The 20488-nt window shown below is 69.2% G+C and carries 19 protein-coding genes; 11 read left to right on the top strand and 8 right to left on the bottom strand.

Annotation, left to right across the window (positions count from 1 at the left end):
* Nucleotides 1–24: 24 nt before the first annotated feature.
* On the top strand, nt 25–816 hold the full coding sequence (locus H7F30_RS05400; RefSeq protein WP_187037256.1) for a Ku protein: 792 nt from the start codon (nt 25–27) through the stop codon (nt 814–816).
* A gap of 27 nt (nt 817–843) precedes the next feature.
* Here H7F30_RS05400 and H7F30_RS05405 read toward each other — a convergent pair whose 3' ends face one another.
* Nucleotides 844–2016, bottom strand: coding sequence for a hypothetical protein (locus H7F30_RS05405; protein WP_187037258.1), 1173 nt, complete (start codon nt 2014–2016; stop codon nt 844–846).
* A 242-nt stretch (nt 2017–2258) separates the two neighbouring features.
* On the opposite strand from H7F30_RS05405, the gene H7F30_RS05410 reads away from it, so the two are divergent.
* Nucleotides 2259–4880 carry an ATP-dependent Clp protease ATP-binding subunit gene (locus H7F30_RS05410; RefSeq protein ID WP_129664972.1) on the top strand — a complete coding sequence of 874 codons (2622 nt, stop codon included), beginning with the start codon at nt 2259–2261 and terminating at the stop codon, nt 4878–4880.
* An 85-nt stretch (nt 4881–4965) separates the two neighbouring features.
* Here H7F30_RS05410 and H7F30_RS05415 read toward each other — a convergent pair whose 3' ends face one another.
* The gene (locus H7F30_RS05415) at nt 4966–5871 is read right to left on the bottom strand and encodes a ketopantoate reductase family protein (RefSeq protein ID WP_187037260.1); all 906 of its coding nucleotides are present in this window, start codon (nt 5869–5871) and stop codon (nt 4966–4968) included.
* A 90-nt stretch (nt 5872–5961) separates the two neighbouring features.
* Between H7F30_RS05415 and H7F30_RS05420 the strand changes: the two genes are divergently transcribed.
* On the top strand, nt 5962–6462 hold the full coding sequence (locus H7F30_RS05420) for an amino-acid N-acetyltransferase (protein ID WP_118915065.1): 501 nt from the start codon (nt 5962–5964) through the stop codon (nt 6460–6462).
* 63 nt (nt 6463–6525) lie between these two features.
* Here the strand turns inward: H7F30_RS05420 and H7F30_RS05425 are convergent, their stop codons facing one another.
* Complete coding sequence (locus tag H7F30_RS05425; RefSeq protein ID WP_118915063.1) at nt 6526–6894, bottom strand: hypothetical protein; 369 nt, start codon at nt 6892–6894, stop codon at nt 6526–6528.
* A gap of 686 nt (nt 6895–7580) precedes the next feature.
* Here H7F30_RS05425 and H7F30_RS05430 point away from each other — a divergent pair.
* Together H7F30_RS05430 and H7F30_RS05435 are read left to right on the top strand one after the other, a co-directional pair.
* Nucleotides 7581–9023 carry a gluconate:H+ symporter gene (locus tag H7F30_RS05430; RefSeq protein WP_187037262.1) on the top strand — a complete coding sequence of 481 codons (1443 nt, stop codon included), beginning with the start codon at nt 7581–7583 and terminating at the stop codon, nt 9021–9023.
* Between the two features lie 23 nt (nt 9024–9046).
* Complete coding sequence (locus tag H7F30_RS05435) at nt 9047–9583, top strand: gluconokinase (RefSeq protein ID WP_187037264.1); 537 nt, start codon at nt 9047–9049, stop codon at nt 9581–9583.
* Between the two features lie 74 nt (nt 9584–9657).
* Here the strand turns inward: H7F30_RS05435 and H7F30_RS05440 are convergent, their stop codons facing one another.
* From H7F30_RS05440 to H7F30_RS05460, 5 genes are all read right to left on the bottom strand, one after another.
* On the bottom strand, nt 9658–10530 hold the full coding sequence (locus H7F30_RS05440) for an A/G-specific adenine glycosylase (RefSeq protein WP_240730164.1): 873 nt from the start codon (nt 10528–10530) through the stop codon (nt 9658–9660).
* A gap of 4 nt (nt 10531–10534) precedes the next feature.
* The gene (gene disA / locus H7F30_RS05445; protein ID WP_187037266.1) at nt 10535–11614 is read right to left on the bottom strand and encodes a DNA integrity scanning diadenylate cyclase DisA; all 1080 of its coding nucleotides are present in this window, start codon (nt 11612–11614) and stop codon (nt 10535–10537) included.
* 118 nt (nt 11615–11732) lie between these two features.
* Complete coding sequence (locus tag H7F30_RS05450) at nt 11733–12578, bottom strand: CoA ester lyase (protein ID WP_047312448.1); 846 nt, start codon at nt 12576–12578, stop codon at nt 11733–11735.
* A gap of 141 nt (nt 12579–12719) precedes the next feature.
* Nucleotides 12720–14138 (bottom strand): DNA repair protein RadA, encoded by a 1419-nt coding sequence (gene radA / locus H7F30_RS05455; protein ID WP_187037268.1) that lies wholly within the window; start codon nt 14136–14138, stop codon nt 12720–12722.
* Nucleotides 14139–14395: 257 nt separating this feature from the next.
* On the bottom strand, nt 14396–15241 hold the full coding sequence (locus H7F30_RS05460; RefSeq protein WP_187037271.1) for a hypothetical protein: 846 nt from the start codon (nt 15239–15241) through the stop codon (nt 14396–14398).
* Nucleotides 15242–15389: 148 nt separating this feature from the next.
* Between H7F30_RS05460 and H7F30_RS05465 the strand changes: the two genes are divergently transcribed.
* The 6 genes from H7F30_RS05465 to H7F30_RS05490 all read left to right on the top strand — a co-directional run bounded on the left by H7F30_RS05465 (nt 15390) and on the right by H7F30_RS05490 (nt 20483).
* The gene (locus H7F30_RS05465; protein WP_187037273.1) at nt 15390–16265 is read left to right on the top strand and encodes a hypothetical protein; all 876 of its coding nucleotides are present in this window, start codon (nt 15390–15392) and stop codon (nt 16263–16265) included.
* A 19-nt stretch (nt 16266–16284) separates the two neighbouring features.
* Complete coding sequence (locus tag H7F30_RS05470; RefSeq protein WP_047312443.1) at nt 16285–17208, top strand: Ppx/GppA phosphatase family protein; 924 nt, start codon at nt 16285–16287, stop codon at nt 17206–17208.
* Nucleotides 17208–18023 carry a sugar phosphate isomerase/epimerase gene (locus tag H7F30_RS05475; protein ID WP_182434773.1) on the top strand — a complete coding sequence of 272 codons (816 nt, stop codon included), beginning with the start codon at nt 17208–17210 and terminating at the stop codon, nt 18021–18023. The genes H7F30_RS05470 and H7F30_RS05475 overlap by 1 nt, the downstream gene beginning before the upstream one ends.
* A 71-nt stretch (nt 18024–18094) precedes the next feature.
* On the top strand, nt 18095–19009 hold the full coding sequence (locus tag H7F30_RS05480) for a hypothetical protein (RefSeq protein WP_187037275.1): 915 nt from the start codon (nt 18095–18097) through the stop codon (nt 19007–19009).
* Between the two features lie 5 nt (nt 19010–19014).
* Nucleotides 19015–19809 (top strand): pyrroline-5-carboxylate reductase, encoded by a 795-nt coding sequence (gene proC / locus H7F30_RS05485; protein WP_187037277.1) that lies wholly within the window; start codon nt 19015–19017, stop codon nt 19807–19809.
* 116 nt (nt 19810–19925) lie between these two features.
* A complete protein-coding gene (locus H7F30_RS05490) occupies nt 19926–20483 on the top strand; it encodes an N-acetyltransferase (protein WP_047312616.1) in 558 nt (185 codons plus the stop codon).
* Nucleotides 20484–20488: the final 5 nt, after the last annotated feature.

The following is a 20488-nucleotide window of genomic DNA, read 5'->3' on the forward strand; positions in this document are numbered from 1 at the left end:
CGCAGCCCGCGAGGAAAGGACGCCATGCGAGCCATCTGGAAGGGCGCGGTCAGCTTCGGCCTCGTCAACGTGCCGGTGCGGTTGTACTCCGCCACCGAGAACCACGACGTTCAGTTCCGTCAGGTCCACGCCGAGGACGGCGGGCGCATCAAGTACCAGCGGGTGTGCAGTCTCGATGGCGAGAAGGTGGCCTACAGCGACATCGCGAAGGGCTACGAGACCGACGAGGGTCAGATGGTCGTGCTCACCGACGCCGACCTCGCCGAGCTGCCCCTGTCGACGAGCAAGGAGATCGCAGTCGACCGCTTCGTGCCGGCCGAGCAGATCAGCCCGCTCGTGCTCGACAAGGTCTACTACCTCGAACCCGACAAGGCCGCGATCAAGCCGTACGCCCTTCTGCGCAGCGCGCTCGAGGAGAGCGGTCGCGTCGCCGTCGTGACGGTGGCCATCCGCACGCGCGTGACCGTGGCGGTGTTGCGCGTTCACGAGGACACCCTCGTGCTGCAGACGCTGTTGTGGCCCGACGAGGTGCGCGAGCCCGACTTCGCGGTGCTCGCCGAGAAGAGCGAGGTCACCGACGCCGAGCAGGCGATGGCCGCGATGCTGGTCGAATCGCTCTCGGGTGACTTCGACCCGAGCGCCTATGAGGACGAGTACGAGCAGGCCGTCAAGCAGCTCGTCGAGGCCAAGCTCGCCGGGGGAGAGGTCCACGAGCCCGAGGCCGAGAAGGAGGAGAGCGCCCAGGTCGTCGATCTTCTCGCGGCTCTGCAGGCCAGCGTCGACCGGGCGAAGAAGGCGCGCGGCGAAGCGGTCTGACGCTGCGGCTCGCCGGTCGCGACTCCGCTACTCGACCGGGCGCAACACCCCGTCGGCGAGCATCTGGACGAGGGTCTCCTGCACGAGGGCCGTGGCGTCCGGGTGGTCGCCGAGCTCCGCGACGCACTGCGCCGTGAGCTGCTCGAGGTCGCGCGGCTCGGCGCTCGCGTCCCACACGAGTGTCGCGAGCCCCGACATCCGCACCGGCGCCGCGCCGAGCAGAACGATGGCCTCCATGACCTCGTCGTCGACGAGGGCGTCGACGAAACGTGCGCGCTCGACCTCGAGGCCCTCCGCCACTCGATCGGGGTCGACGGGAAACTGCTCCGGCGGAAGGTAGGGCGAGGTGTCACCCCACGCGCCGGGCACGTGGCGCCAGAACGGCTCCAGCGGTTCGAGCGCGAGGGCCCTCCGCAGGAGGTGCTCGGTCTCGGCGATTTCCCGGTAGTGCATCTCGTGGATGCCCCCACCCCCCTGGGCGAGCCGCGCGAGGACGTCGAGCGAACCGGGAATCTCCGGCATGGCCGACGACTGAGGGAGAACCTGAGCGAGGCCGTCGAAGAGATGAATGTGCTCCAGGCGGGCGACGTCGCCCGACGCCTCCTCGCCACGCTCGCGGACGAGAACGACGAGCGGTCCGAGCGTCAGCGGCCCGGCCGGAGGGAACGCGAGCCCCACCTCGCCAGGGTCGTGCTGTGTCTTCTCGTACGGCTCGCTGGGGTCGATGACGACCGACAGCGGCTTCGGGTAGGGCATGACCGTGCGGGCCTCGCCGATAATGAGCGACTCGTCGCTGACGTAGCCGTAGCCGCGGGAGCAGAAGTGGCGGGTGGCCGTCGTCTTACCCGTACCTGATGCGGCGACGAACCCGGCGACTCGGCCGGTCTCCGGCTCCGCGACGCCGCCGGCGTGCAGCATGACGAACTGGGCTGCGCGGCGTCCGATTGCCTCGCGGGTGATGCTCGTCGTGAGGTTGTAGTCGGCGATGTGGTCGTCCGATTCGCCGTCGGCGCCGCGCGTGACGGTGAGGGGCTCGTCGTTGAGCTCGGGCGCGCCCGGCAGCGGCGCGATGTCGCGCTGGGCAGGCGAATCGGGCAGACACCACGCCCACTGCGAACGGATCGACTCCGCTCGCTCCGCGGGCACGTCGACATCGACGTCGAGGCCGAAGACACGGAGGCGGAGCGTGACGGTTTGCACGTCGGCCAGCGTAGCGACGAGGCGAGCCGCGACCCGGTTGGTTTCACGCATCAAACCCACGCAGGACATCGGGCTCGGTTCCGCCCACGGCGAACGCGTGCCACTTCCGGCGTCGATGCGGAACAGGATGACGGATCGAGGCGTTGGCAACGTCAAAGCCCGGCGAGCCTCGAACGCGCGAAACGTGCGATCTCGGCGCTCCCGGCTAGCATCGAGTGAGATCTCGGCATCGAGGAGATGACATGTTCGAACGGTTTACCGACCGTGCCCGCCGTGTGGTGGTGCTCGCGCAGGAGGAAGCGCGCATGCTCAACCACAACTACATCGGCACGGAGCACATCCTCCTGGGCCTCATCCACGAAGGCGAAGGCGTTGCCGCCAAGGCGCTCGAGTCGCTCGGCATCTCCTTGGACGCCGTGCGTGAACAGGTTCAGGAGATCATCGGCCAGGGGCAGCAGACGCAGTCCGGCCACATTCCCTTCACGCCCCGCGCGAAGAAGGTTCTCGAGCTCTCCCTGCGTGAGGGGCTGCAGCTCGGCCACAGCTACATCGGCACCGAGCACATCCTGCTCGGCCTCATCCGCGAGGGTGAGGGCGTTGCCGCGCAGGTCCTCGTCAAGCTCGGCGCAGACCTGTCGACGGTGCGCACCACCGTCATCCAGCTCCTTTCGGGCTACCAGGGCAAGGGTGAGCCGGCCGGTGCCGGCGTCGGCGCGTCGTCGTCCGGCCCCGCCGAGGGCACGCCCGCGGGTTCGACGGTGCTCGACCAGTTCGGTCGCAACCTGACGCAGGCCGCCCGCGAGGGCAAGCTCGACCCGGTCATCGGGCGCGAGAAGGAAATCGAGCGCGTCATGCAGGTGCTGTCGCGTCGTACGAAGAACAACCCGGTTCTCATCGGTGAGCCCGGTGTCGGTAAGACGGCTGTCGTCGAGGGCCTGTCCGCCGCGATCGTCGCGGGCGACGTGCCCGAGACGCTCAAGGACAAGCACGTCTACTCGCTCGACCTCGGCTCGCTCGTCGCCGGTTCCCGCTACCGCGGTGACTTCGAGGAGCGCCTCAAGAAGGTGCTCAAGGAGATCCGCACGCGCGGCGACATCATCCTGTTCATCGACGAGATCCACTCGCTCGTCGGTGCAGGTGCCGCCGAGGGGGCGATCGACGCCGCGTCGATCCTCAAGCCGATGCTCGCCCGCGGTGAGCTGCAGACGGTCGGTGCGACGACGCTCGACGAGTACCGCAAGCACATCGAGAAGGACGCGGCGCTCGAGCGTCGTTTCCAGCCGATCCAGGTCAACGAGCCGTCGATCCCGCACGCGATCGAGATCCTCAAGGGTCTGCGTGACCGCTACGAGGCGCACCACCGCGTGACGATCACCGACTCCGCGCTCGTCGGCGCCGTCAACATGGCCGACCGCTACATCACCGACCGGTACCTGCCGGACAAGGCGATCGACCTCATCGACGAGGCCGGCGCTCGCCTGCGCATCCGTCGCATGACGGCTCCGCCGGAGCTGCGCGAGTTCGACGAGAAGATCGCGCACGTGCGTCGCGAGAAGGAATCGGCCATCGACGGCCAGGACTTCGAGAAGGCCGCCTCCCTGCGCGACGACGAGCGCAAGCTCGTCGAGGAGAAGGAAGCCAAGGAGAAGGCCTGGAAGGCCGGCGACCAGGACGTCGCGGCCGTGCTCGACGAGGAGCTCGTCGCCGAGGTTCTCGCCGCGTCCACCGGCATCCCGGTGTTCAAGCTGACCGAGGAGGAGTCCTCGCGACTGCTGCGCATGGAGGACGAGCTGCACAAGCGCGTCATCGGCAACGACGACGCCATCAAGGCGCTGTCGCAGGCCATCCGTCGTACGCGTGCGGGCCTCAAGGACCCGCGTCGTCCCGGTGGTTCGTTCATCTTCGCCGGCCCGACCGGTGTGGGTAAGACCGAGCTCGCCAAGTCGCTCGCCGAGTTCCTCTTCGGTGACGAGGACGCGCTCATCACGCTCGACATGTCCGAGTACGCGGAGAAGCACACCGTCTCGCGTCTGTTCGGTTCGCCCCCCGGCTACGTCGGGTACGAAGAGGGCGGCCAGCTGACGGAGAAGGTGCGTCGCAAGCCGTTCTCGGTCGTCCTGTTCGACGAGGTGGAGAAGGCTCACGCCGACATCTTCAACTCGCTGCTGCAGATCCTGGAGGACGGTCGCCTGACCGACAGCCAGGGCCGTGTCGTGGACTTCAAGAACACCGTCATCATCATGACGACGAACCTGGGTACCCGCGACATCGCGAAGGGCGTCACGCTCGGCTTCGCAGCCGGCAACGACCAGCGCAGCAACTACGACCGGATGAAGGCGAAGGTCTCGGAGGAGCTCAAGCAGCACTTCCGCCCCGAGTTCCTCAACCGCGTGGACGACACGATCGTGTTCCCGCAGCTGTCGCAGGAGGAGATCGTGCAGATCGTCGACCTCATGGTCGCGAAGCTGGACGAGCGCCTCAAGGACCAGGACATGGCGATCGAGCTCACGCAGACCGCCAAGAACCTGCTCGCCAAGCGCGGCTACGACCCGGCTCTCGGTGCTCGTCCGCTGCGTCGCACGATCCAGCGCGAGATCGAGGACCAGCTGTCGGAGAAGATCCTCTTCGGCGAGCTGTCCAAGGGCGACCTCGTGCTCGTGGACGCCGACGGTGAGGGCAAGGACGCGAAGTTCACGTTCTCCGGCACGCCGAAGGCGCTCTCGGAGCACACGCGAGCATCTGACCAGGTCGACACCGACATGAAGGGCGCTGTTCCGTTGTCGGACGACCTGTCCGGTCCGATGGACTTCGGCGGCCCGGTCGGTGGCAACACCGGCGGCGGCGAGGGCACGGCCACGGCCTGACGCTCTCGCTGAGCTGACAACGAAGCGGCGGCCCGCTTCCCTTCGGGGAGGCGGGCCGCCGCTTCGTCGTGTGCTGGGGGCGCTCTCAGCTGGACTGTTGCGGCTGCAGGCGCGTCATGACGTCACGGATGACGGGGGTGTCGATGCCGTGACGCTCCCCGGCGCGCAGGAGGGCGCCGCCGATGGCGTCGATCTCCGTGGGACGGCCGGCTTCGGCGTCACGCAGCATCGAGGACTTCGCGGCGTTTCCGAGCGCTTCCGCCAGCTGTCGGGCTCGTTCGTCGAAGCGGGCGCCGCACTCGGCGGAGCTCACGAGGGCGGCTTCGTCGATCATGGCGTCGAGCTCGTCGGCGTGCTCGGTGCGCACGACGCCGATGGGCGCGCGGTTCACCGTCGTCGACAGGGCGAACGGGCCGAGGAAGGAGAGCTTGGCCCAGAGCATCTGCGCCTCGTCGTCGAGGACGCGAACGCCGAGTCCGATCGCGTTCAGCGTGGCGGCGGCTTCGTCGAGGCGGGCCCGGTCGGTGGTCGCGCTCGCGAGGTCGATGTCGGCGAACGAACTGGCGTGCTCGACGATGCCCGGCCGCGGGCGCGTGGCCTCCACGCGGATGACCCCGCCCGTCACCTGCTCGGGGGAGTAGCGCTCGCGCAGGAGCGTCATGTGGTCGACGCCGTTGAGCAGCGGGACGATGAGCGCGCCACCGATGGCGTCGGGGTCGAGGCGATCGAGCGCCGCCTCGAGGCTCGTGGCCTTGACGGTGACGAAGACGAGGTCGGCGGGCTCACGCAGCGTCGTGTCGGCTTCGACCGGCGCGGTGAAGTGGCCGAACTGCGCACTGCTGACGGCGATGCCGTCGCGGCGCAGAACGTCCGCCGTCGACTCGGACGCGAGGCACGTGACGCGGTGCCCGGCGCGCGAGGCGAGGGCCGCGATGAGGCCACCGACACCGCCGGGGCCGAGGACGACGATGTGCTGGGGTGAGTTCTCCACGGGGTGCCTGGCGCTTTCCGACTCGGGGGCGTGAGTCTCTCGATCCAATCACGGCGAACCCCGCGTTCGGCGGCGTCGTAGGCTGAAGGAATGACCTCCCCGCAGTTGCGCAACGCCCGCACGCCCGATGTGCGGGGCATTCGGACGCTCGTGGGGCCGTACGTCGAGTCGAAGGCCATCGTCGACAAGCCCGTCGTGTCGTACTTCGAGTCGCTGTCGGAGTTCGTCGTCGTCGAGCTGGACGGCGAGATCGTCGGCTGCGGCGCCCTGCACGTCATCTGGGAGAACGTGGCGGAGGTTCGCACGCTCGCGGTGTCGCCGACGGTCAAGGGCCGTGGCATCGGCTCGATGATTCTCGACGAGCTCGTGCGCCGCGCCCGCGCCGTCGGCGTGAGCCGCGTGTTCTGCCTGACGTTCGAGACGGCCTTCTTCGGTCGCCACGGTTTCGTCGAGATCGAGGGTGCGCCCGTCACGCGCGAGGTGTACGCGGAGTTGCTGCAGTCATACGACGAAGGTGTCGCCGAGTTCCTCGACCTCGATCGGGTGAAGCCGAACACGCTCGGCAACACGAGGATGCTGCTGCAGCTCTGAGGGGTGTGTCCTTGTCCTCTGGCGTCGACGCCGGCCCAGCGCTGTGCGCCGGGCCGGGCCGGGTCAGTGGCCGGTGACGCGGAGGGCGTCGACGATCTGCCGAGCCCGCTCCATGGTGTCCACGACGACGCCGTAACGGCGAGCGTCGCTCGTCACGATGTCGACGCGAGCCTGCCCGCCGGTGTTGAGGCGCACGCCGCCGGATGAGTTCTCCCGGCCGACGACGAACCAGTTGAGGGCGCCGTGGTTGCGACCGTCGTCGGGGTGGGCCTCGGCGGATGCGATGTCCCGCAGCGGAATCGAGCGACGGTAGAACGGAGCGCGCAGCGTGACGTGCGTGCGGTCGGCGTCGACCTCGACGACGACCTTCTGGCCCATCGACGCGACTCGGTTCCCGAGGGCCGTGATGCGAAGCGCAGCAGGCTCGTTCATGTCGACAACGGTACGAGAACGGGTGGGGAAGCAGGTCAGTACAGCCCACTGTGCGGGCGAACCGATCAGGCGTGGAGGACACTGGAGCAGTGAACGTGACGATCGCGGGTGACGACGCCACGCGTCGGCAGGTGTACCGCGTGCGATGCCGTTGGTTGCCGTGGGAGCCGGGCACACCACGCGTCGCCGAACTGCTTCTGGGTTTCGTCGCAAGAGCGACACCAGGAGTCTCGGTGGGCTCTCCGGCGATGCAGGGGCGGTCGTCCTGGTTGTTCTCCTCGTGCCTCTAGTCGTGGCGGCAAGTCTCGTCATGGGCGAGCTGGCACTGCTGCTCCTGACTCTTCCGCTTCTGGCCCTTTGGCGCGTCCTTCTGCGCCGGCCGTGGCCGGTCTACGTCGCGCGCAACGGCGGAGTGATTCACGTCGAGCGGGCGTCGACGTTCACGGCGGCCCGCAAGCGCCGGAACGAGATCGCTGCAGGCATCGCGAGCGGTACGTGGCAGGCGTTTGCGCCGCAGCCGCGTCACTCACGGGGAGCCGAGGGGGCGAGCGGGCCGGTGAAAGATCGTGACTCAACCGGAACCGATCCGGGGGCTTGGCCGCCGTGGGGGAGTCCTACGGTGAGGTGACGTCGGCCCGCGTGCGACCGGTACGTCGTTTCACCCACCTCCGTTCGAAGGACACCTCATGGTCCACTTCCTGGCAGCCGACGCTGCCGAGCCGCTCTCGAGCGCGTCGTCCGGGCAACTCGCGCTCGCGGCGCTCGCGGGCATCGCCGTCGTCGTCCTCGGCATCACCGCCGCCAAGCTGCACCCGTTCCTCGCGCTCATCCTCGGAAGCGCGGCGCTTGCGCTCGTGGCGTGGGTGCCCGGCGAGGCCGCAGTGAAGAGTTTCACCACCGGGTTCGGCACGACGGTCGGCTCGGTCGGTCTGCTCGTCGCGCTCGGCGCCATGGTCGGCCAGCTGCTCGCGGACTCCGGCGGCGGCAACGCCATCGTCGACAAGCTCGTCTTCGGCGTGAAAGCAGCCGCGCTGCCGTGGATGATGGCGCTCGTCGCGGCCATCATCGGTCTGCCGATGTTCTTCGAGATCGGCGTCGTCCTCCTCATCCCGGTGGTTCTCTCAGTCGCGCGCCGCGCCAAGCAGCCCGTGCTGCTCGTCGGCATCCCGGCGCTCGCAGGCCTCTCGGTGCTCCACGCACTCGTGCCGCCGCACCCCGGCCCGGTGGCTGCCATCGAAGCGGTCAAGGCCGACACCGGCCGCACCCTGATGTTCGGCGTGCTCCTCGCCATCCCGACGCTCATCATCGCGGGCCCGCTGCTCGCGCGTCTCATTGCCCGACTCGTGCCGGTGGACGCTCCCGCCGAACTCGCTGCTGACGCAGGTTCGCCCGGTGCGGCCGTCGGGGACTCCGACCTGGCCGAGGAGTCGGCGGACGGCAAGGCCGCCTCGCCCGCCACGAAGCGCCCTTCGTTCGGCGCGGCCATCGGCTGCATCCTGCTGCCTGTCGTGCTCATGCTGCTCGCATCGATCACGGAGATCTTCCTGCCCGACTCGGGCACGTTCCTCACCGTCGTGAAGTTCTTCGGCACGCCGTCGGTGGCACTCATGCTGGCCGTGCTCGTCGCCCTGTTCGCGCTCGGTAAGGGCAGCGGGATGTCGCTCGCGACCGCCAACGGCGTCATGAGCAACGGCCTGCCCGCCGTCGCCGGCATCATCCTCATCGTCGCTGCCGGTGGTGGTTTCAAGACGCTGCTCGTCGACGCCGGTGTCGGCAACGTCATCAAGGAATGGGCCGAGGGCAAGAACCTTTCGCCCCTGCTCATGGCGTGGCTCGTCGCCGTCGGTATCCGTCTCGCGACGGGTTCGGCGACGGTCGCGACCATCACTGCGGCCGGCATCGTCGCGCCGATGCTCACCGGCCTCGACGCCAACCAGCTCGCCCTCGTCGTGCTGGCCATCGGGTGTGGCTCGGTGTTCTTCAGCCATGTCAACGATGCGGGCTTCTGGCTCGTCAAGGAGTACTTCGGGCTCACGGTCGTCCAGACGCTCAAGTCGTGGTCGCTCATGGAGACCGTCATCTCCGTCGCGGGCTTCGCGTTCTGCGCCATGGCCTGGATGCTCGTGTGAGCGCCGGGTCTAGGGTGATCCGTATGACTTCTCCCAGTGCACCGCAGTTCGTCATCGTCATGGGCGTCTCCGGCTCCGGCAAGACCACCGTGGCCGAGGGTCTCGCGGAGCACCTGGGGTGGACGTACGTCGAAGGCGACGACCTGCACCCCGTGGCGAACGTCGAGAAGATGCGCAACGGCATCCCGCTCACGGACGAGGACCGCTGGCCGTGGCTGCGCAAGATCGGTGAGTGGATCGACGAGCACGAGGGCGAGGGCAAGAGCGCCGTCATCACGTGCAGTGCGCTCAAGCGCACATACCGCGACCTGCTGCGCGAGGGGCGCCCGGGCGTGACGTTCTGCCACGTCGACGTGTCGCGTGAGGAACTCGAGCGCCGCCTCGCCGAGCGCAAGGGTCACTACATGCCGGCGTCGCTCCTGCAGTCACAGCTCGACACGCTCGAGGAGCTGAGCGAGGACGAGCCCGGCGTCATCGTCGAGTCCACGGGCGGCCAGGAGGCCGTGCTCCGCGAGGTGCTCAAGGCGCTGAACCTCCACGGCGAGGGCTCCGCCACCTGACCAACGCTCTGGTTGGCTGAGTTCGTTGCGGTTGGTGACGGTGCACCGTCACCAACCGCAACGAACGTCACCGGCTAGGCGTGCCCCGGCAGGGCGAACGAGTCGTCGCCCACGAGGTCGACGAGCCCGTCGGCTACGAGCGAGTCGAGGCAGCGCTCACGCTGCACCTCGTCGTCCCAGACCTGACGCAGGTCGTCGTGCGGCACCGCGCCGTCACGCTCGCGCAGGACGGCGAGCAGTTTGCCGCGAACCATGCGATCCGTTCCGGCCCAGGCCTGTCCGCGTCGTGCGGGGCCGTCGTACGCCGGAGCGCCGGCCTGCTGCCACGCGCACAGGTCGAGGACCGGGCACTCGCCGCAGGCAGGCGCCTTCGCGGTGCACACGACCGCACCGAACTCCATCGACGAGGCGTTCCACAACACGTGGTCCTCATGCGGGAGCAGTTGAGCGGCCAACGCCCGCTCGGCAGCGCTGAGGCTGGGGCGCGGGAACTGAACACCCGTGACGGCGCGCGCTTCGACGCGTCGGATGTTCGTGTCGATGACAGGAATGCGCTCCCCGAACGCGAACGCCGCCACCGCGGCTGCCGTGTACTCGCCGACCCCCGGAAGTGCGAGAAGCTCGTCGGACGTGGACGGCACGTCGCCGTCATGTCGCTCGACCATCGCAACGGCCGCCGCGTGCAGACGCAGCGCCCGGCGCGGGTAGCCGAGGCGACCCCAGTGACGGACGGCGTCGCCGGCCGGTGCGGCCGCGAGGTCCGCGGGCGTGGGCCAGCGATCCATCCACTCCTGCCACAGCGGCGCGACGCGGGCGACGGGGGTCTGCTGGCTCATCACTTCGGAGAGGAAGATGCCCCAGGGCGTCGTGCCGGGCTCACGCCACGGCAGCGGGCGCGAGTGGGCGAGGAACCAGTCGTTCAGCCGGACGACGAGGTCGGTGCTCACGCGCTCAGACGTAGCGTTCGAGGATGCTGCTCTCGGCGAGGCGGGAGAGCCCCTCGCGCACAGCGCGTGCGCGGGATTCGCCGACGCCGTCGACCTGAAGCAGGTCGTCGAACTCGGCGCCGAGCAGAGCCTGCAGGCTGCCGAAGTTGTCGACGAGGCGCTCGATGATGGCGCCCGGCAGGCGCGGCACCTTCGACAGCAGGCGGTATCCGCGAGGCGTGACGAGCGCGTCGAGGGAGTCACCGACCACGGCGAAACCGACGGCGCGGGCGTTGGCGGAGATGTCGATGAGGTCCGCGGAGCTGAGGGCGGCGAGGTTGGCGTCGGCCTGCTCGAACGTGAACCCGTCACGGGCCGAGGCGACGTAGTCGCGGATGACGAGCTCACGGTCGTCACCGAGGGAGCCGACGAGTTCCTGCAGCTGCAGGTCGATGAGGCGGCCGTCGGTACCGAGTTCGACGACGTACTCGGAGATCTCGTCGTTGATCCGGCGCACCATCTCGAGGCGCTGGAGCACCTGGGCGACGTCGCGCACGGTCACGAGGTCTTCGATCTCGAGAGCGGAGAGCGAGCCGGTGACCTCGTCGAGACGCTTCTTGTACCGCTCGAGCGTCTGCAGGGCCTGACCGGCGCGCGACAGGATGGCGGGGGAACCCTCGACAACGTGACGCAGGTTGCCGACGTAGACGGCGATGATCTGCATCGACTGGCTCACGGAGATGACGGGGTAGCCGGTCTGCTTCGCGACGCGCTCGGCGGTGCGGTGACGCGTGCCGGATTCGCGGGTCTCGATCGAGCTGTCCGGCACGAACTGGATGGCGGCGCCAATGATGCGTTCGAGACCCGACGAGACGACGATGCCGCCGTCCATCTTGGCCAGCTCGCGAAGTCGCGTGGCCGAGAACTCGATGTCGATGGGGAACCCCCCCGTGGAGATCGAGTCGACCACGTCGTCGTGCCCGACGACGATGAGTGCGCCCGTGCGGCCACGCAGGATGCGCTCCAGGGCGTCACGCAACTCCGTGCCGGGGGCGATGGCCGCGAGGGTCTCCCACAGGAGCGTCTCGTCGGAACGCTCAGCCACGCTCTTCTCCTTCACACCGGGCGGTGAATCACCATGTTGAACATAACGTGCCGAGGCGGTTCGGACGCACGTCGTGACACCTTCGTGACGTGCGTCCGAGGCCGCGTTCACCGGACGGTCAGGACGTCCACAGACCGTAGGACTCGCCGAGGTTGCGGATCTTCTGGGCGCGGGCCAGACGCGGGGCGTAGCTGCCGTCACGCGAACCGCCGCCGTGCTCGTGCTCGTCGAGCAGTTCGGCGGCCCACTTGATCTCGGTGTCGCTCGGGGCGAGGCCGTGGTTGATCGTGTCGGTCTGCTCGGCGCGCAGCGTCAGCTTGCCGGTCATACCCATGCTCTGCGTGACCTTGCAAGCCTCGAGGAGTGCGTCGTCGGAGTCGGTCAGCGTGGGACCGTCGATCGGGCCGGGCAGCTGGCCGACGCGGGAGGCCACGACGAGTTTGGCGCGCGCGTAGGCCAGGGCCATCGGGTCGTCGCTCGCGCCGGTGTCACGACGAAAGTCGCCGACGCCGAAGGCGAGGCGGAACGTGCCCGGGGCCGAGGCGATTGCCGTGGCGCTCTCGACGCCGAGGGCCGATTCGATGAGCGCGAGCACCGGGGTGCCGGCGGCCAGGCGCATGGCCGTGAGCGTGACGTGCTCCGGCTTCTCCGTCTTGGCGAGCATGACGCCGCGCAGTCCGGGTACGCCGTGGAGCGCCTCGAGGTCGTCGGCCCAGTACTCGGTGTTTATGTCGTTGATGCGCACCCAACCGGTCATGCCGTCGCGCAGGGCGTTGACCACCGCGTCACGGGCGGAGGACTTGTGCTCGGCCGGCACCGCGTCCTCGATGTCGAAGATGACCGAGTCGGCCTCGGATGCCAGAGCGGTGTCGAACAGCTCGGGCTTCATAGCACTGGCGAGCAGCCAGCTACGGGAAAGGGTGGCCGGGAGGGCGGCCGCGCGGGCATTGCGTCCGGAAAACACGTCTTGTTTCGTTCCTCAGTCGTCGTCGGTTTCGTCGGCGCGGCCGGAAAGGCGCGCTCGACGTACATCACCCTAAGGGTCGGCGGGGTGTACTCCGCAGTACGAATGGGCCGCGGTGGACACGTTCGCGTGTCGGAAGAGTCAGCCGGGGGAGGGCGCCGCGTCGGCATCGGCCGACGGATGGGATGCGGAGGAGGCCGTGCCGACAGCGCGCATGGCCGAGCCGAGGTCGGCGCATTCTGCGATGCGCATGCCGGCCGGCGGCTTCTCGGTGCCGAGCGAGCCGGCAGGGATGATCGCCTTGTCGAAGCCGATGCGTGCGGCCTCGGCGAGTCGACGCGCGACACCGCTGACAGCCCGGATGTCGCCGGAGAGCCCCACTTCTCCAACGGCGATGAGGCCGCCGGGTAGCGGCTTCTCCTGCGCCGAGCTGAGCAGCGAGAGCGCGACGGCGAGGTCGGCCGCGGGCTCCGTCAGCCGTGCGCCGCCGACGGTGGAGACGTAGCAGTCAGCCCGGCTGACCGGCGCGCCTGCGCGGCGCTCGAGGACGGCGAGGATCATCGCGGTGCGCGAGGAGTCGACGCCCGACGTCGTGCGTCGCGGCGACCCGCCGGCCGACGGTGCGACAAGGGCCTGCACTTCGGTGACGAGCGGCCGACGGCCCTCGAGCGTCACGGTGACGCACGTGCCCGCGACGGGTTTGTCGCGGGCCGTGAGGAACAGCGAACTCGGGTCGGCAAGACCTTCGATGCCGCCGTCGGACAGGTCGAAGCAGCCCACCTCGTCGGTGGGGCCGTAGCGGTTCTTCACCGCTCGCACGAGGCGCAGCCGCGAGTGGCGTTCGCCCTCGAAGGTGATGACGACGTCGACGAGGTGTTCGAGCAGACGCGGGCCGGCGATGGAGCCGTCCTTCGTCACGTGCCCGACGAGCACCGTGGAGATGCCGCGCGCCTTGGCCACCTGGATGACGGCGGCGGCCACCTCGCGGACCTGCGAGACGTTGCCCGCGCTGCCCTCGATCTCTGCGCTTGCGATGGTTTGCACCGAGTCGATGACGAGGAGGGTGGGGGAGACGGAGTCGATGTGGGCGAGCACGGTGGCGAGGTCGGTTTCGCTCGCGAGATAGAGCGTGTCGGCCACGGCGTCGGTGCGGTCGGCGCGCAGACGCACCTGAGCAGCGGATTCCTCGCCGCTGACGTAGAGCACCTTCGCGCCCGTACGCGCGGTGCGGGCGGCGACGTCGAGCAGCAGCGTGGACTTGCCGATGCCGGGCTCACCTGCGACGAGCATGACGGCCCCCGGTACGAGGCCGCCGCCGAGGACGCGGTCGAACTCGCCGACGCCTGTTGTCGTGACGGCGGCACGCGTGGCGTCGACGTCACCGATCGGCTTGGCCGGGTTTATCACCTTCGCGGCCGGCTGCGTGCGCACGGCGACGGCGCCCGTCTCCTCGACGGTTCCCCACGCCTGGCACTCGCCGCAGCGGCCGACCCACTTCACGGTCTGCCAGCCGCACTCGGTGCACCGGTACGTCGGTCGCTTCGAAGCCTTGCTTGCCATGGCTCAAACCCTAGAGCCCGCCACCGACAACCCCGTCGTGACGAGGTGGTGCCGGTGGTCGACCGACCGGGCGAGCGACGAGCACGATGTCTTGATCTCGTGCACCAACTCCCGACGTCGGTCGGGGTGGCCGCCACAGGCGTGCTCGCAGAGAAACACCCAACCTTGGGAGTTTCGCGGCCAACGGTCGCTGCTTCGGCCGAAGAACTCCCAACGTCGGGCGTTCCACAGCCCAGCGGCGACGCCTGCGCGGAGCCTCAGCGCCCCTCGGCCTCCAGCGTCGCGGGGTGGACGTAGAGCGGCAGCAGGTCGCGACCCGCCGGTGTCACGGCCAAGGCCCGGGCGGCGGCGAGGTGTGCATCGCAGTACTCGGCGAGGACGTCGTAGGCCTGCTTGCCCATGAGTTCGACGAGTTCGGGCTTCTGCGAGACGTAGACGGGGTCGGCGCCGATGTGCGCCTCGGAGTTGCCCGAGCAGTACCAGTCGAGATCGTGACCGCCCGAGCCCCAACCGCGCCGGTCGTACTCGGCGATCGTCGTCTCGAGGTACTCCTCGCCGTCGGGCAGCGTCACGCGCCGGTACGAACGGCGGATCGGCAGTTGCCAGCACACCTCGGGCTTCAGCGTCCACGGCTCGACGCCGGTCGCCCACGCCTTCTGGTGCAGCGCGCACCCGAGCCCGGGGGCGCCGTTGTCGACGTCGTCGTCCCCGCCGTCCACGGCCTGGCCGAAGCCGGGCCGGTTGAGGAACACGCAGGCGCCCTCGACGACGCGTGTCTTGCGGTCACCTTCGTCGTCGGTCTCCACCCACCCGGCGTCCGAGACGATCTCGTCGTAGAACTGGACGTCGTCCGGCGTCAGCGTCGCGACGACCTCAGCCACGTGCTTCTCGTCCTCGTCACCCGTGAAGTGGGCGCCCAACACGCAGCACCCGAAGTCGGGCTTCGACGCGTCGATGCCCGCGCAGCCGGAACCGAACGTGCACGTCCAACTCGACGTCAGCCACGTGAGGTCGCACCGGAAGCGTTCGACCGCGTCGGGCTCGCTCGCCGGATCGTCGAACTCCACCCACGTGCGCGGGATCTCGAGGTCACATTCAGTCACTGCACGATCTTAGGTGGCGTGTTCGTCGCCTCTTCCGAGCAGAGCCGGAGCGGGCTGTCAGGGGCGGGCTCTACTGTGGTGACGAGCCGGCCCGCCCGGCCCCGGACGCCCGGCGAGCAGCGCGTTCGAACCCTGAAGCGAGGAAGGCATGCCGATGCGACGACGAGTGCGTGCGGGTGTCACCGCAGGCGTCCTCGCGGCGAGCCTCTTCGTGTCGGGTTGTGACGCCGTCCGTCACGTCCTGGATCAACAGGCGGAGCGGTCGTCGTCGCCCTCCACCACCCAGCCCGTCACCGACCCGGCGCAACGCGTGCGTCAGAGCGATCTCGAGACCAAGGTCGGCGCGGGCATGAACGCACGCACGCCGGGCGGCGCGATGATCGTCGCCTCCAACGGCACCCGGATACCGAACGGAATCGTCGAGGCCAGCGCCAAGGCCGCGGCGTCGGTACGCGCCCTCGACCCGCAGGCCTCGAAGAATGCCCTCCTCGTCCTCGTGCCGCGCGACAACGCCGAGTTCAAGGAGTACACCGGCCAGGAGGCAGCCTCTCAGCTGGCCAACACGGTCACCGGTGGCGGGCGCCTGCCGTTCGTCGTCATGAGCGACTGGACGACGAAGAATCCTGACACCCTCACCACGCGCGAGACTCTCGCGCACGAGGCGTTCCACGCGCTCACGCTCGAGAAGCTGGCCACCGAGCGTCCGCTCTGGCTGCTCGAAGGGTGGGCCGAGTACGTCGGGCAGCGCACCGTGCCCCAGGCGCCGCACAAGCGCGACGACATCTCGCCCCACGTGCCGAGCGACGAGGAACTGCGCGGAGCGAACGCCGCGGACGCCTACTACACGGCCTTCACATTCGCCCGGTACCTGCGCGACACCCACGGACACGACAAGGTGATGGCCTTCTACTCCGAGGCCGTGCGCACGAAGGAACCGCTGGAGGCCCTGCTGAACAAGCACTTCGGTAAGGGCCTCACGGCGCTGGAGTCCGGATACGTGGCCTGGTATCCGACGTTCCGCTGAGACCGATAGCCTGCCAACCATGCGCCTCGGAGTGATCGACGTGGGATCGAACACGGTCCACCTCCTCGTGGTCGACGCCCATCCCGGGGCTCAGCCACTTCCTGCCACGTCCCACAAGCGTCTGTTGCGCCTGTCCGAGCACGTGACGGCCGACGGGCTCATCGACGACGAGGGCATTCGTGACCTCACGCAGTTCGTCGGTGAATGCGTCCAGATCGCAGAGGACCTCGGCATCTCCGAGCTCATGTCGTTCGTCACCTCCGCCATCCGCGAGGCACCGAACGGCCAGGCCGTTCTCGACCACGTGCGCGACGTCACCGGGCAGAGCCTGCGCGTCCTCACCGGCGAGGACGAAGCCCGCGTCACCTTCCTCGCCACCCGCCGCTGGTTCGGGTGGTCGAGCGGACGCCTGTTCGGCATCGACATCGGCGGCGGTTCGCTCGAACTCGCCACCGGCATCGACGAGACGCCCGACACCGCCATCAGCCTTCCGCTGGGTGCCGGCCGCCTCACGCGCACTCTCGACGGCGACCCGCCGTCGGCCCAGGACCTGCGTGCCGTGCGTGCCCAGGTGCGCACTCAGATCGCGTCGTCGGCTCGCACCCTGACGCGCTGGGGCACGCCCGATCGGTACGTCGGTACGAGCAAGACGATCCGATCGCTCGCCCGCATGTGTGGGGCGGCGCCGTCGAGCGACGGCCCGTTCGTGCACCGCAGCCTCGAACGCGCGGCGCTCGCCGACCTCGTTCCGCGCCTCGCGAGCATGACCGCCGAGGAGCGCACCTCGCTGCCGGGCGTCTCGCCCGAGCGCTCGGCCCAGGTTCTTGCCGGCGCCGTCGTCATCGAGGCCACGATGGACATCTTCGGCGTCGAGCGCCTCGACGTTTGCCCGTGGGCCCTGCGCGAGGGCCTCATCCTGCGCCGCCTCGACGCCCTGGAGTGATGACGGTGCCCGCACCCATCCGCGTCGGCCTGTCGACGGCGTCGTGCTACCCGCTCGGCACCTCGGCGGCCTTCCGTATCGCCGCCGAGCTCGGTTACGACGGCGTCGAGGTCATGGTGTGGAACGAGGCGGCGAGTCAGGACCCCGAGTTCCTGCGGGATCTCGTCGAGCGCTGGGGTGTGCCCGTATTGTCGGTCCACGCGCCGACGCTCCTGCTCACCCAGCGCGTCATGGGCAACGAGCCGTGGGGCAAGGTCGACCGCTCCGTGGCGCTCGCGCGTGACGTCGGTGCGTCCACCGTCGTCCTGCACCCACCGTTCCGGTGGCAGAAGGAGTACGCGACGGGCTTCGTCGAAGGTGTGGCGCAACGCGAACGCGAGCACCCGCAGATCCGCCTCGCCGTCGAGAACATGTTCCCGTGGCGGGCCCGGGGCCGCGAGGTTCAGGCCTACCTGCCGCACTGGGATCTGCGGCGCAACCACTACTCCCACACCACTCTCGACCTCTCGCACACGGCCACGTCCGGTAGCGATGCCCTGGCGCTCGCCGACGAGCTCGGTGACCGCCTCACGCACATCCACCTCGCCGACGGCTTGGGCTCGTACAAGGACGAACACCTCGTGCCCGGCCGAGGTAACCAGCCGTGCGCCGAACTGCTCCAGCACCTGTCTCGAACGGGCTTCAGCGGGGACGTCGTCGTCGAGGTCGGCACCCGGCGCCTTTCGGACGAGGACAGGCTCATCGATCTCGCCGAGGCCCTCGCCTTCGCCCGCCTCCACCTCGCCATCGGAGCGGGGGAGGCGTCCGCACCCTGAGGGCGCCGTGCCCCGTACACGCCGCCGAGTAGGCTTGAGCGAAATCGCGCTATGGAGACGACACCTTTGCCATGGACCCTCGTTCACTGACACCTCGCCTTCCCGCCGCGACCTCGCGTGTGCTGGCGCTGACGTCGCGTGGGCCGATCGCGCGTGCGGCCTCGAAGGTGCTCGTTGCGGGGGAGAGCGTCGACGATGCCATCCGCGTCACCGGTGAGGTCGTCGTCGGTGGGCAGCGCGTCTCGTGGATGCCGTTGCTCCCCCACGCCGCGAGCCCGGACGACATCATCACCGCACGCCAGGAGACGATCGGCGCCCTCAACTGGCTCGCCGCCGCGGGCACCGAGGCGCCCGACCTGACACTCGACGTCGCGACCTTCGGTGTGCTCGCGCCCGATGTCACGCCCGGCATTCTGCTCAACGCGCTGCGCGAGGTCGGTCAGGCGGCGCGCAACGCCGGCGTCAGCCTGACGCTCACCATCCCCGATGCCGCGCTCATCGAGGCCGTCCACGTTCTCGGTCACGAGCTGCGTCAGGACTTCCCGGAGGTCGGTATCGTCCTGCCGACGCGTCTTCGCCGCCTACCCACGGAGGTCTCCGACTTGGCGCGTGAGGGGCAGCGGGTGCGCCTCGCCACCGGTCGCCTCGACGCCGCGATCGGCCTCACGTCGGCGCGCGAGAGCGGCGCGGCCTTCGTCGACATCACGAAGCAACTGCTGGCCGGCGGCGCGCAGGTCAGCTTCGACACCGACGACGCGCTGCTGCTCGACATCGTGGGCTCGTTGGTGCAACGGTACGGAGCGGAAGGCGCCGAGGTCATCGCGCCCTTGGGTACCCAGAGTGCGCGTCAGCGCGAGATCGACACGCTCGCCACCCGCGTGCTCGTGCCCTACGGCCCTCGGTGGGCCGAGTACGTCGCGAACCTCGTGGCCGCGCGCCCCTCGCTGGCGCTGAGCCTGCCGAACCCCATTCGAGGAAAGGGCTGATCCCCATGACCATCGCATTCATCGGTACGGGCAACATGAACGAGGCCGTCATGGCCGGGGCCCTCGCGGGCGGTTACGACGCCGCCGACGTCGTCGCTACCGCGCGCCGTGACGAGCGCATCAGCGCGCTCAAGGAGAAGTTCGGCGTCGAGGCGACGAACTCCAACACCGAGGCCGTCGCTGACGCCGACACCGTCGTGCTCGGCGTGAAGCCGTACCAGCTCGACGACATCCTCACCGAGATCGGCGAGCACCTCAGGAAGGACGCTGTCGTCGTCTCCTTGGCCGTCGGCCGCACGCTCGAGTCGATGGAGGCCAAGCTGCCCGAGGGCGTCGCCGTCGTGCGCGTCATGCCGAACACCCCCTCGATGGTCGGCAAGGGCATGCACGCCGTCACGCCGAACGAGGCGTGCACCGACGAGCAGTTGGCCCGTACGAAGTCGCTCCTCGCGGCCTCGGGCGACGTCGTGACGGTGGCCGAGAAGGACCACGACGCCGTCACCGCCGTCTCCGGAAGCGGCCCGGCGTACCTGTTCTACATCGCCGACGCCATGATCGAGGCGGGTGTGCTCCTCGGCCTCCAGCGTGACGTCGCTCACCGTCTTGCCGTCCAGACGATCGTCGGAGCGGGTGCGATGCTGGCCGAATCGGGCGACTCCCCGGTGCAGCTTCGCGAGAAGGTCTCGAGCCCCGGCGGCACGACGATCATGGCGCTCGCAGAGCTGGATCGACGCGCCGTACGGGCGGCCATGGTGGCCGCGATGCAAGCCTCGCACGACCGCTCGGCATCGATGAACTGACGCCGCGTCGCCTTCAGCCGATTCCCAGTTGTCGCCCGGCGAACTGTGTGCCCGCGATGTGATGCGGAAGGCGCTTCAAGAGGCCAAGCGACGTTCAAACGTGATTCGATATGGCCATGACTGCGTTGACTGTACGTACCCTCGGTGAAGACGAGTGGGAGACCTATCGCGACGTTCGCCTCAGCGCGCTGAACGAATCCCCTGAGGCGTTTGCGGCCACGGCGTCGGGTGAGAAGCAGATCGACGAGGACGAGTGGCGCTCGCGTATGCGCCGTTCGCGTCGCCTTCTCGCCGAGAACGAGGCCGGCGAGCGCGTGGGCATCGTCTCGCTGCGCACCCACAGCAACGACGAGGTCGACCAGCCCTACGGCGAGCTCTTCGGCCTGTGGGTCGCTCCCTCGCAGCGCGGCACCGGCGTGGCCGTCAACCTCCTCGAGGCGCTCCTCGAGCAGGCTCGCAAGGACAACCTCGGAGCCGTTCTGTACTGGGTCGGCACCGACAACGCCCGCGGTGTGGCCTTCGCGTCCGGTCACGGTTTCCGGCCGACCGACTACCGCCGTCCGATGAACCCGGCGTCCCCCGACACCGAGTCCACCGAAGAGATCGCCTTCGTCTACCCGATCACCACGGACCCGGAGCACGTTCCGAGCGCCGTCCTCGACTCCCGTCACTGACCGAC

It is taken from the genome of Dermacoccus sp. PAMC28757 (genome assembly GCF_014302635.1).
Taxonomy (GTDB): domain Bacteria; phylum Actinomycetota; class Actinomycetes; order Actinomycetales; family Dermatophilaceae; genus Dermacoccus; species Dermacoccus abyssi.

What these genes read in the sequence shown, in the direction of transcription:
- H7F30_RS05425 (WP_118915063.1), bottom strand. Translation starts at nt 6,894, where the DNA reads ATGAACGAGCCTGCTGCGCTTCGCATCACGGCCCTCGGGAACCGAGTC.
- H7F30_RS05470 (WP_047312443.1), top strand. Translation starts at nt 16,285, where the DNA reads ATGCGCCTCGGAGTGATCGACGTGGGATCGAACACGGTCCACCTCCTC.
- H7F30_RS05420 (WP_118915065.1), top strand. Translation starts at nt 5,962, where the DNA reads ATGACCTCCCCGCAGTTGCGCAACGCCCGCACGCCCGATGTGCGGGGC.
- H7F30_RS05410 (WP_129664972.1), top strand. Translation starts at nt 2,259, where the DNA reads ATGTTCGAACGGTTTACCGACCGTGCCCGCCGTGTGGTGGTGCTCGCG.
- radA (WP_187037268.1), bottom strand. Translation starts at nt 14,138, where the DNA reads ATGGCAAGCAAGGCTTCGAAGCGACCGACGTACCGGTGCACCGAGTGC.
- H7F30_RS05475 (WP_182434773.1), top strand. Translation starts at nt 17,208, where the DNA reads ATGACGGTGCCCGCACCCATCCGCGTCGGCCTGTCGACGGCGTCGTGC.
- H7F30_RS05400 (WP_187037256.1), top strand. Translation starts at nt 25, where the DNA reads ATGCGAGCCATCTGGAAGGGCGCGGTCAGCTTCGGCCTCGTCAACGTG.
- H7F30_RS05430 (WP_187037262.1), top strand. Translation starts at nt 7,581, where the DNA reads ATGGTCCACTTCCTGGCAGCCGACGCTGCCGAGCCGCTCTCGAGCGCG.
- H7F30_RS05465 (WP_187037273.1), top strand. Translation starts at nt 15,390, where the DNA reads ATGCCGATGCGACGACGAGTGCGTGCGGGTGTCACCGCAGGCGTCCTC.
- proC (WP_187037277.1), top strand. Translation starts at nt 19,015, where the DNA reads ATGACCATCGCATTCATCGGTACGGGCAACATGAACGAGGCCGTCATG.
- H7F30_RS05490 (WP_047312616.1), top strand. Translation starts at nt 19,926, where the DNA reads ATGACTGCGTTGACTGTACGTACCCTCGGTGAAGACGAGTGGGAGACC.
- H7F30_RS05435 (WP_187037264.1), top strand. Translation starts at nt 9,047, where the DNA reads ATGACTTCTCCCAGTGCACCGCAGTTCGTCATCGTCATGGGCGTCTCC.
- H7F30_RS05480 (WP_187037275.1), top strand. Translation starts at nt 18,095, where the DNA reads ATGGACCCTCGTTCACTGACACCTCGCCTTCCCGCCGCGACCTCGCGT.